The following is a 778-nucleotide window of genomic DNA, read 5'->3' as shown; positions in this document are numbered from 1 at the left end:
CAGATGTTCAACGCGCGCGGACGCGCGCACGTTGTGGGTAACCAGCACCATCTGACGCGAGCGTGCGTGACCTGCGATGAGTGCGTCATACGGACCAATCGGTGTACCTGCAGCAGCGAGGTGCGCGCGGATTTCCCCAGCGTGTTGCGCGTCTTCGGCATCGAAAGAGACAACCTCGAATTGCAGTGCGTTGACCCTGGCCACATTTTCAATCGAGCGCTGGCTCTTGCAGGCGCCGAAATACAGCTCGTGCATGACGATCGATGGCAGCCCGAAATCGCTGGGCGAATAGTCGTGCAAGCGTGACAGCACTGCCGGATCGCCTTTCAGAACGGCAATGACGGCGTTGGTATCCAGCAGGAATTTCATTCGAAGATGTCCAGACCCGGCCGCGATTGCTCAGGCGGCGGCGTGGTGGCTGCTGTTTCGAAATCTGCATCGACAGGGCCAATGAGTGGCGACAGCCAGGCCCAGTCATTGGGAACAGGTTCGAGAATGACCGCAGCGCCGTGGCGGCGAATGCGGACCTCCGATGTATCGAAGCGGAAATCCTTGGGCAGACGGACGGCCTGCGAGCCGCCATGTTTGAAGATTTTGGCGATATCCATGAAGACCTCACGATGTATCTACAAAGTGTAGATATAGTACCGTAAGTGTTCAAGGACGAATCTGCTCCAGATCAACTGCGCTGCCCAAACATCATCTGCCTCGCCAGCGCGGTTTTAACCGGCGGCACGAATTCAAGCGCAGTAAGCGCAAGCCCGCGCAGTGTCCCGAG

2 protein-coding genes are annotated in these 778 nt (G+C 58.1%); both read right to left on the bottom strand.

Translation table 11 applies throughout. The features are described from left to right. Positions 1-369 (bottom strand): type II toxin-antitoxin system VapC family toxin (locus G3O01_RS44975; protein ID WP_205813997.1); only part of this gene is annotated, 369 nt, incomplete at its 3' end. After that, on the bottom strand, positions 366-608 hold the full coding sequence (vapB, locus tag G3O01_RS44970) for a type II toxin-antitoxin system VapB family antitoxin (RefSeq protein WP_205813995.1): 243 nt from the start codon (positions 606-608) through the stop codon (positions 366-368). The genes vapB and G3O01_RS44975, both read right to left, overlap by 4 nt. Between the last annotated feature and the right edge of the window lie 170 nt (positions 609-778).

Source organism: Burkholderia sp. Ac-20365 (assembly GCF_017104715.1).
GTDB lineage: Bacteria > Pseudomonadota > Gammaproteobacteria > Burkholderiales > Burkholderiaceae > Paraburkholderia.
This window is presented reverse-complemented; position numbering and strand designations above follow the sequence as displayed.